The sequence below is a fragment of the Gilvimarinus gilvus genome, from assembly GCF_030518155.1.
Lineage (GTDB): Bacteria > Pseudomonadota > Gammaproteobacteria > Pseudomonadales > Cellvibrionaceae > Gilvimarinus > Gilvimarinus gilvus.
Genome location: NZ_JAULRU010000258.1, coordinates 1 through 9,545 on the forward strand (window position 1 = coordinate 1; position 9,545 = coordinate 9,545).

At 48.4% G+C, this 9,545-nt stretch carries 10 protein-coding genes and 2 pseudogenes; 5 read left to right on the plus strand and 7 right to left on the minus strand.

All coding sequences use genetic code 11. The annotated features are described in order from the left end of the window. Positions 1-136: 136 nt before the first annotated feature. From QWI17_RS03815 to QWI17_RS23750, 4 genes and pseudogenes are all read right to left on the minus strand, one after another. Complete coding sequence (locus QWI17_RS03815; RefSeq protein WP_302721184.1) at positions 137-478, minus strand: hypothetical protein; 342 nt, start codon at positions 476-478, stop codon at positions 137-139. 129 nt (positions 479-607) lie between these two features. After that, a complete protein-coding gene (locus QWI17_RS03820; RefSeq protein ID WP_302721185.1) occupies positions 608-1,027 on the minus strand; it encodes a hypothetical protein in 420 nt (139 codons plus the stop codon). A 357-nt stretch (positions 1,028-1,384) separates the two neighbouring features. After that, a pseudogene (locus QWI17_RS03825) lies at positions 1,385-2,092 on the minus strand (phage integrase); the annotation flags it as partial. Beyond that, entirely contained in the window at positions 1,984-2,319 is a 336-nt protein-coding gene (locus QWI17_RS23750) for a phage integrase (protein ID WP_441294580.1), read from the minus strand. The gene QWI17_RS23750 and the pseudogene QWI17_RS03825, both read right to left, overlap by 109 nt. 74 nt (positions 2,320-2,393) lie before the next feature. Between QWI17_RS23750 and QWI17_RS03830 the strand changes: the two genes are divergently transcribed. Together QWI17_RS03830 and QWI17_RS03835 are read left to right on the plus strand one after the other, a co-directional pair. Continuing rightward, complete coding sequence (locus QWI17_RS03830) at positions 2,394-2,798, plus strand: hypothetical protein (RefSeq protein WP_302721187.1); 405 nt, start codon at positions 2,394-2,396, stop codon at positions 2,796-2,798. Positions 2,799-2,901: 103 nt separating this feature from the next. Continuing rightward, positions 2,902-3,216 (plus strand): DUF6694 family lipoprotein, encoded by a 315-nt coding sequence (locus QWI17_RS03835; RefSeq protein WP_302721188.1) that lies wholly within the window; start codon positions 2,902-2,904, stop codon positions 3,214-3,216. A gap of 19 nt (positions 3,217-3,235) precedes the next feature. On the opposite strand, the gene QWI17_RS03840 is transcribed toward QWI17_RS03835, so the two are convergent. Then, positions 3,236-3,751, minus strand: coding sequence for a hypothetical protein (locus tag QWI17_RS03840; protein WP_302721189.1), 516 nt, complete (start codon positions 3,749-3,751; stop codon positions 3,236-3,238). A 168-nt stretch (positions 3,752-3,919) separates the two neighbouring features. On the opposite strand from QWI17_RS03840, the gene QWI17_RS03845 reads away from it, so the two are divergent. Genes QWI17_RS03845 through QWI17_RS03855 form a run of 3 tightly spaced genes read left to right on the plus strand, consistent with a single transcriptional unit; the run spans position 3,920 to position 7,467 of the window. Further along, on the plus strand, positions 3,920-4,549 hold the full coding sequence (locus QWI17_RS03845; protein ID WP_302721190.1) for a paraquat-inducible protein A: 630 nt from the start codon (positions 3,920-3,922) through the stop codon (positions 4,547-4,549). Beyond that, entirely contained in the window at positions 4,536-5,162 is a 627-nt protein-coding gene (locus QWI17_RS03850; RefSeq protein WP_302721191.1) for a paraquat-inducible protein A, read from the plus strand. Before QWI17_RS03845 ends, QWI17_RS03850 begins: the two co-directional genes overlap by 14 nt. Then, the gene (locus tag QWI17_RS03855; RefSeq protein ID WP_302721192.1) at positions 5,143-7,467 is read left to right on the plus strand and encodes a PqiB family protein; all 2,325 of its coding nucleotides are present in this window, start codon (positions 5,143-5,145) and stop codon (positions 7,465-7,467) included. Before QWI17_RS03850 ends, QWI17_RS03855 begins: the two co-directional genes overlap by 20 nt. A gap of 75 nt (positions 7,468-7,542) precedes the next feature. Here the strand turns inward: QWI17_RS03855 and QWI17_RS03860 are convergent, their stop codons facing one another. After that, positions 7,543-7,719 (minus strand): GNAT family N-acetyltransferase, encoded by a 177-nt coding sequence (locus tag QWI17_RS03860; protein ID WP_302721193.1) that lies wholly within the window; start codon positions 7,717-7,719, stop codon positions 7,543-7,545. A gap of 164 nt (positions 7,720-7,883) precedes the next feature. Beyond that, a pseudogene (locus QWI17_RS03865) lies at positions 7,884-9,468 on the minus strand (transposase). Positions 9,469-9,545 lie beyond the last annotated feature (77 nt).

The following is a 9,545-nucleotide window of genomic DNA, read 5'->3' on the forward strand; positions in this document are numbered from 1 at the left end:
GGTCGCATTAACTGCTTGCATGAGGAAAATGATGACAATATTAAACGCCATGATCCGTGACGGAAAAGAATGGCAGCAAGCTTAATTTGTCAAAAGAATACGTTGGTTCAGGCTTGATTTTTACCACAGTCGCTTGTTATAGGGCCGCACTGCACTCAGCCATAATGTTCTGACAAATCGGCTGCCACACGCTTTTTTGTACCATACCTGAAAGCACTGGAACAAGAACCGCCATCTCCTTGTAGAGAAGAACCCTCTGTTTCTTCAGAAGGGTAGAATTATTGTCATCGCTCAGCACGACCAGACCTTGCTTCTTTAGTGAGTCCATTCCTTTGTCGGTAAGCTCTAAATCAGTATGAAAATACAGTTGAGTCGTATGCTTAGGAACCAATACTTTGTGTATGGCGGTGATAACAACTAGAGCCTCCTTCTCATCAAAGTAGAACTCTATATTTTCTCTGCTAACTCGAAATTTCATAAAGCCCTATAACGCCTTGCTCAGCTGCGCAGCGGTTGTAGTGGATTTTTGTGCGAAAATGAGCGCAGCGAATGCACAAAAAGGAGCGTAGACCGCTGCGTCAACTGGAGCAATTTGTTAAGTGCTGCACTAGTCGAACTCCGTTTCAATATTTTCATTAGACCAGACATGCTTCTCTTTTGGCTCTGTAATTGACCAAACGCTAAAGATACAGCCATAAGAGAGCGCGACGTCATACATGAACTCTACCCAACCAAGATGCTGCTCAGTAGTAAGATTTACGGCGTATGGCCGCGACGTGCCATTAATATGCCAATACTCACCTTTTTTACTGATTGTCATTTCGTAGTTTTCACCGAGCTGGTTTTTAATGCCATTTGCACCAGCCTCGTCCTGCGTGAAAAAGCTAAAGTCTAGAACTAAATCTGTTTCGCTAGTTATATCATTTTTCTCTAGCTCTAGATTAATAATTTTAGCCTCTGCAAGACGACGATTCTTTATCCGCTCATGATATTCGTCCCACGTTTTCTGTGCGTCTTGCTCACTCATTACTTTCTCGTCTCCAATTGCAACTCCACAAAAAAGTAGAGAGCATAATATGAATTTGGCGATAATCTTCATAGGCACTTAACAGTGTATTAGGCGGAATTCCGACTATAAAACACGAAACCCAACCTTTTTATTATGTCTAGTTAGAGAAAATCATATCAACTTCAGCAGGTTAGCGCACCCTTTTCAATTATTTATCATGGTGTATATGAAGCCTACATGTTTATAGAGACCCCTTATGGGTCTTCTATGCACTCGACCAGTGAGAAAAACCAAATACAATTCAATGAGTTAGATTTTAGCCTGCGGCATAACAGAGACTGTCACGATGGTTACTCATAGGACCACACCTACAATTCACTCGTGACTGATCATAGAAACAGGGTAGACACAACCATTCAAGGGAGAGAGATCTGGAACACTTTTCATATAACAGGGAGATAGGTGGGCGTATCTCATGGTCACCTTTAAGTCACTGTGACCAAGCAACCGTTGAAGTACGAGAATGCCCCCGCCGTTCATCATATAGTGACTTGCGAAGGTATGCCGTAAGACGTGCGACATTTGGCCATCTGGCAACTGAATACCTGAACGCTCTACCGCCTTTCTAAATGCAGCATAGCAATCATCGAACAATCGGCCATAGGGGAAAGATAAGCCCCTAAGGTAAGCAGATAGTTCAGGCCTGATTGGGATAACTCGAACTTTGCCGTTCTTTGTTCCAGAATAGACAACCCGGTCTTCGAATAGCTGGCTATCCATTAGCCGATTTGCTTCATTCCATCTTGCACCCGATGCCAAACACAAACGGGCCACCGCACCACAATGGTTATTCCTGGACTTGTCACACTCGGCCAACAGAACCGGTATTTGCGCTTCTGCCAGATACGTCAGTTCTTTTTCATCAATGCGAAAGGTGCGTATCTTCGCCATTGGGTTATCGCCCCGGTACAACTCTAGGCGGATAAGTTCAGCGTATACGGCCCTGAGATATCGTGTCTCGTGGTTGATGGTACTGGCCGGTACTTCTTTAAGACGTTCTTCGCGGTAGTGGGCAAAATGTGCAGCGGTGAAATTTTAGTCTTTGGATCACCCAACCTATGCACAATAGCCATTGTGTGCGACAAGCGGTATTTGTGGTCTTTCAAGGTACAGCCGTGCATTTTGTACCAGAGGTCAACCAGTTCAAGCAGCCGAAAACCTTCGAGACAATATACCCGGCACACCGACCCCCACCCACAACCCCAAAATACAATTTTTAACAACTTAAACTCTTTGCAAATGAGAATCATGTGCTATAAAGGTAAGTGCTAATATAGCGTGACCGGCATTGGGAATTGAGTTTTTCGGTAAAAGGTGTAATGGAATGCAAGAAATTGAGCTGTATGGCCACGACCATGCGGTTGACGGGTTAGCGAAGGACTTTATCGTAACCCAAATAGCGAAAGCACATTTCTTAGAGTACATTTGTCATCTGCTCGATGATGAAATAGACCAGCACGCTGCCCTTTCATACTTTCTACCAGAATCTAGACCCAGCGACTGCAAAAAAGAATCAAACGATGCACTCAATGTAGTGCGAACCAAAGCGTTCTGCTACGCCGCGCGTATTTTTACGGCGATTGGCCACAATGACTGGGTTGTGGTGAGTGATACGATCGATAGCTATAATCTTCCGCTCACTATAGGCAGCGTGCGCAACGCATTTAAAAAAGCACGCAATGATGCGGTTCGCGTATTGGCACAACAGACACATTGCGATATGCATTAACGTTATGTGATTACCCTTTGGACTGTATCTTAAAGCTGGCACCTGGTCTGCCCTACCTGTATAACTGAACTCACGCATGTCGCCCCTCACCCAGGACACCAATATGAAATACTGTTTACAACTCCTAAGCCTTGTCGTTTGCTGTGCATTACTCAGCGGCTGTGGCGAGCCCACGTTGGATGCCTCGAGCCAAGAGTCCATCGAAGCATCGGTAACCGCGATGATGGAAGAGTTAGATGATAGTGAGCAAACGCAATTGCAACAGGCCATCGGCGTTGTGGTATTAAAAGCAACGACAGAGAATATTCAGCAAGCCATGAACGGCACAACAATGACCGCAGAAAGAATACAGGCCGACATGTACACCTCGCTGGACGGCAAAACCGCCCAGGAGATTATCGATTACGCCGCTCAATAGAACAGGCTAACATTAAAATTTAAAACATGGTTACCGGCAAGCGGCGATAGGCACAGCCATCTATGCCGCAGGTCTCGGCAAAAAAGTGCAGAGTTTGTGGTACTTCGTAGAATACGTCGTACACATCCATGGCCGCTTGATCGGAACAGCCCAGGGTAAAGTCCGCGGTGTACTGGCAAATGGCGTAGCCACTGACACCGCAGATTTCACCGGGGCCACAGTACTCCGAGTACACAGTGACACTGTTGTTAATATCGGCGGTCGGGCTTACGCTGAGAAAAAAATCGTAGCCGCCACCGCGGGTAACGTCCCAGTAGATTTCGAAAATACCATCGTACAGGTAAGGATCAAGCTCTAGGGGAACGTCTCGCGATACGCCGCTGTCTACTCCGTAGGAATCTACCAGGGCAAAATTATCAATTTCTTGTGGGGGCGCCGGTGGTGGGCCAGAGTGACCACCACTGTGAGCGGATTCGTTGCAGCCCGTAATAGCCACCAGGGCCAGTGCGACACACATCAATGCGACGGGTTTCATGATAATCTCCTGCTGATTGCTTAGTGAGTAGATTAAGCAACCGAGCCTGAATTTAACCTGAACCGACTGAATTTGTGTGTACCGGCAGCCGGTGGCGCCTGTATCCTCAATTTGAGTTTTAACCTGTAACCACGTATTTTGACGTTTCGATATTTTGACCATGGATATATGAAACAGGACGAAGGCGACACCATTACCGCGTGTCTTGAATGTGACCTACTGCTTGCGCGCCCGGCGCCTAGCAAGTCACGTGAGGCGCGCTGCCCGCGCTGCGGCAGCCGTGACAGCGCGAGTCGCTATTTCACCTCGCAAACGAGTTTAGCCGTGTCGCTGGCGGCTTTAATTGTCGCTATTCCGGCGCACCTGTACCCGCAGATGGAGTTCACCCTGCTGGGCCGCCCTACCACTTACACCTTAACCGAAGGTGCTCTGGCGCTTATCGATAAAGGCTTTCTATGGGTGGGGGGCCTAATACTGTTGTCCACCGTTGTCGCCCCGCTGCTTCTGCTAGTCTGTATAGCGTTAATCTCATTGCTGTGGTCTATGCAACAGGCCTGGGCCTTCACCGCTCGCCTGCTCAAGCTGTTTCATTACATTACCAGCTGGGCGATGCTCGATGTGTATTTGCTGTCGGTTATTGTCTCTGTGGTAAAGCTTTTGGACATGGGCAAACTGGAGCTTTCCACGGGCTTTTTCTGCTTCGTCGCCATGCTTGTGCTCACAACCGCAGCTACTTTGTTGTTTAACAGTGAAGCCTGCTGGAACGCCATAGAGAAACATCAACATGCTGGCGATTAACGCGAACCTGGCGCGCTGCCATGTCTGCGGCAAAGTGTCTCACTTGCCCAGCGAAGGGGCTTTTGCCTGCCCACGCTGTCATACGCCACTGCACTTTCGCACGCCTTACTCCGTGTCACGTAGCTGGGCCTACACCCTTACCGCGGCCATTTGCTTTGTACCGGCCAATCTCTACCCGATTATGAACGTGCAAAGTATCGACAAAAGTTTTACCAGCACTATTATGTCCGGGGTGATTGATTTGGCCCAAAACGATATGCTGCCCATTGCCATCGTAGTGTTTGTCGCCAGCATTGCCGTGCCCTTGTTTAAATTAATTGGCATTATAGTGCTGCTGACAATTGTGCAGCGTGGCAAACCGGTCAAACGCCAGCAAGCGATTCGCATGTATCGCTTTATTGATTTTATCGGCCGTTGGTCGATGCTGGATATATTTGTTATTTCAATACTGGTATCGCTGGTCAGTTTTGGGCAGATTGCCAGTATCGAAGCCAATATTGGAGCCACCGCTTTCGGCGCCGTTGTGATACTCACACTACTCGCTGCGGAAAGTTTTGACCCTCGCCTTATTTGGGATTTGCAGGATACAGAAGATGACCGAACCGAACTTTGACAAGGCCATACCCGCCGCTGAAACAACGCGCCGCCGGGGCATATCTGCCGTTTGGTTATTGCCGCTGTTTGCCGTCATTTTAGGGGGATGGCTGGCGTATAAGCATTTCAACGAAGCCGGCGTTAGTATTGTCGTGACCTTCACCACCGGCGAAGGGGTACAAGCAGGCACCACCGAAGTGCGATACAAGGGTATTAAAGTTGGCAACGTCAACGAGCTGCACGTACAGCCCGACTTACAAAGTGTCGCAGCGCATATAACGCTGACCCGTGAGGCCGAGGCCGCGCTCAAAGAAGACACACAATTTTGGTTGGTGAAACCCGAGCTTTCGCTCGCCGGCGTACAGGGTTTGGATACTTTGGTATCAGGTAACTACATTGCCCTGCGCCCGGGTACCAGCAGCAGAACCAAGCATGTGTTTAAGGCGCTGAACGAACCGCCACCACCGGAGCCGGCACAAGGTGACTTGGAGATTCAACTGATTGCGCCCGATGTTGGCTCGCTGCACGCAGGCTCGCCCATTCACTACCGCAAGCTACGCGTGGGCGAGATTGTCGATTATCAACTGAGCGCTGACCGCAACCGAGTGGTTTTCAAGGCACATATTAACGCTGAATACGCGGACCTGGTTAACCAACAAAGTCGTTTCTGGAACAGCAGCGGCGTTGCTATTTCTGGCGATTTAAACAGTATTGAAATCAATACCGACTCGCTCGCATCGATTATTCTTGGCGGCCTGTCTTTTGACACCCCACCGGGAACAGCACCCGGTGAGCTCGCGCAATCCGATGATGTGTTCACCATTTATTCGAATTACTCTGAAGCGAACACCGGCATTGAAATTGACATCGAATTCGAAACCGCTGAAGGGCTTAAAGCCAACCATACCGAAATTCGCTACAAAGGCCTAACCGCCGGTAAAATTATTAAGCTCGACATGAAGCCGGACTACTCAGCCGTGACCGCTACCGCCAGCATAAACCCATTGGCACCGATACTGCTGAACGAGAGCACCGAATTTTGGCTGGCAACGCCAAAAATTTCTCTGTCGCAAATATCGGGGCTCTCTACCCTATTGACCGGCTCACACATTGAGATGGATTTTGCCGGAAATACTCCCTCGGGCAAGCGCGCTTTTACCGCCTTAAAAGAGCCACCGGCCCCTAAAAAAAATGAGGAAGGGCTTTACCTAACGCTAATGGCAGACAAGCTCGACGGCCTAACCCGAGACAGCGCCATTCACTACCGCGACATCACCATTGGCAAGGTGGTGGATTTTCACCTAAACGAAAACCGTGAACAGGTAAATATCGACATCCTCATATTCCCCAAATATCAGGATTTAATAACCCATCATGCTCACTTCTACCAAAACAGTGGTGTGGAGTTCTCTGCAAGCCTGGAAGGCGTTCAGGTCAATACCGGGTCACTGTCCAGTATTTTAAGCGGCGGCATTAATGTGTATTTGGCTAATATCGATAACGACGCCGAAATGGTAGCACCCGATACGCGCTTCACCTTGCTGCCATCCATTGATGATGCCATAGACCGCGGCCCGATGATCAATATTCACTTTGCCAATGGCAGCGGCCTTAAAACTGGCGCCGCTATTAAGTACCTGGGAGTAGAGATCGGTAAAATTGAAGACATTCAGCTCAATCACCCGGCTCAAGGCGTTACTGCCTTGGCGAGCATTGCCCCCGAGGCGCGCGAACTGATTGTTAAGGACAGTACCTTTTGGCGAGTGAAACCCAGCATTAGCCTGGACAAGATTGCCAATCTGGGGACGTTAATTTTTGGTGAATACATCGCATTCGAGCCCGGCGAAGAGTCTGACCTCGGCTATGAATTTAACGGGCGGGATAAGCCGCCAGAAGATTACCTGAGCGACAGCGGACTTACCTTAACGCTGCAGGCGCCTTCGCTGGCCTCGATTAAGAAAGGTCGTTCGGTGTTTTACCGGGAGATTCCCATCGGCCAGGTAACCGGCTTCGAACTCGACCCCAGTGCGCAGCACATCAACATCTACGTGTATATAGAGCCTTACTACGCGCCTTTGATAAAATCCAATACCGTATTCTGGAATGCAACAGGAATTGCTTTTGATTTCGGCTGGCTCAAAGGCGCCAGCCTCAGAACCGGTTCCGCCCAGAGCCTATTGGCCGGCGGCATAGCACTTGCCACACCGGACTTACCCGGCGACACCGTCACCGATGGCAGTGTGTTTAAACTGCACGACGTGCCCGAAGAAGGCTGGAAAGATTGGCAACCGGAAATACCGTTAAAAATAGAAGAGCCGCAGTAACACAGGGGCACCCTCAAATTTGGCGTGGAGCGAAGGTGAAGTTTCGGCTTGAGCATCCTGTCGGGTGGCAGAACGCTAAATAAGAGATTCGACCATTTTGACGTACGGGATACCGCTTTTATAGAACCTATCACCCTCAGTCATAAAACCGAACTTTCCGTAGAATGGAACAGCCTCTACTCGAGCGTCAAACCAAATGACTTTCACCCCTAACTTTTGGCACTCTTCGACTGTCAGACGTACTACTTCCATGAAACTTATTCAACCCTCAACGAGACTGTAGAAATACATTTTTGACATACATACCGTACAGCCTTCCTATTTTAGTTTTCACTGATCATCATTCAACCACATTCGATTAACATAATCACCTATTCTGCGATGTTGCAATATGTCGCTTGTTGATATGTCTGTGGTTAAGCTATAGCGCCGTAATTCATTAACTTCTCAATGTTATGCACTAAACAAAATAGTCGCCAGAGCCTGCCCCACGAAGTGTTTTGGGTATTGCCCCTGAACTTTGGCTTTTCCTCGCAACGAGAACCGATTAAGCCTTTTTTGTGTGCCCATATTGGCAAAGACCGGCTCGACGGTGGACATGCGGTGGCCGTATATCGCTTTTCCGTACTGGCTGTCCACTCGGCGCTTCATCCAATCCGTTGCAGTGCGGCCATTGGTGTAGGTAATGGAGACCTGCCGACCGTGCCCCTCTCGCGTATCCGCCGAACTTGGGTTACGCATACACTGGTGTTTGAGTTCGCACTGGCGACAGTCAGTAAGTTTTCCTTCAAAGAACAATTTACGTTTTCCATCCGAGGTAATGACTTCATTTTTCAACCACATATCGTTTCCCGCTGGGCAGCGGCAGGTCTTACGCTTTTTATTGAAGGTAAATTCACTGGCCGGAATCACTGACTTTATGCCTTTTAGTGTGTCGCGGTGACGCTTGCCGTATTTTTCTTTTTGTTCAATGAAGGTTTTATCACGCGAACGAAATTGGTTGTCGGGAATATAAGCATTAATACCTTCTCTGCGCAGATAGTGGTTATTGGCGTCATTCGAGAATCCGGTGTCGGCGGTGACAATGGTTTGATCTTTGAGAATGTCAGGGCTGATGCCCGTGCGAGCATAGCGCTGTTTTATGCCGGTGAGTACGGGCTCTAGCGTATGGTGCTCCTGGCCTGCACCAAACGCTAGAGCTTCAATAATGATTTGGTGTTTCTTATCCACTGCAGCGACACCGTTATACCCTTGGATAGTGCCCTTACTGGTGGTCATTTTAGCCGATTCATTATCGGTGATATTGCTTTTGACTTCTTTTGGTTTTTTACCCTGCCCCATCCGTGGGGTTGCCGTCTTTAGGAACCGGTTGATCCTTTCAAATTCCTTTCTCAACGTATTTGACGCGCTTTCCAGCTGCTTTTTTCTTTCTCGCTCACCGGGCTTTCGACCGTCGAGCTTTTTATGTTCTTTGAGGCAGGCCCGAATCTTTCGTTGTATTTTGTCCCGCTTGGCCTCTAGTTCAGGCAAGGTGCCAGAATGCTCTTTCGCGGCGTTCGACGACATTTTGCAGCCATCAATGGCAAAAAGTACATTGCCCAAAAGCCCCTGCTCATCACAAACTAAGAGAACCTGTTCAAACACAGACTCTATAGCCTCCGGGTAGCGACTTACAAAGCTGGCGATGCCGGTAAAATGAGGAACTGAGTCGCAAGACAGCGCTTTAAAGATAATATTGTGCTCGCACTGCCACTGAATTTCTCGGCTTGATGTAATCCCCTTTGCATAGGCAAACAAGATGATCTTCAAGAGAATGGCGGGGTCATACGCGGATCGACCACCGCTGTCGTTATTATAATGCTCATGGAAAGCTGAGAGGTCGATATGCTGATCGATCAGGTGATGCAACGTAAATTCAAAGGTATTTGGTTGGATTTGCTCTTCGAAATTAATCACAACCATGGCGTCTTGGTTATAGTTATACTTTTTGAAGTTTGGCATGGCACCGGTCCCTTATTCGATGGCCAATTTTAGCAAAAAACACCTATTTTTTGGAGTTTTTCTACAGTCTCAACGCC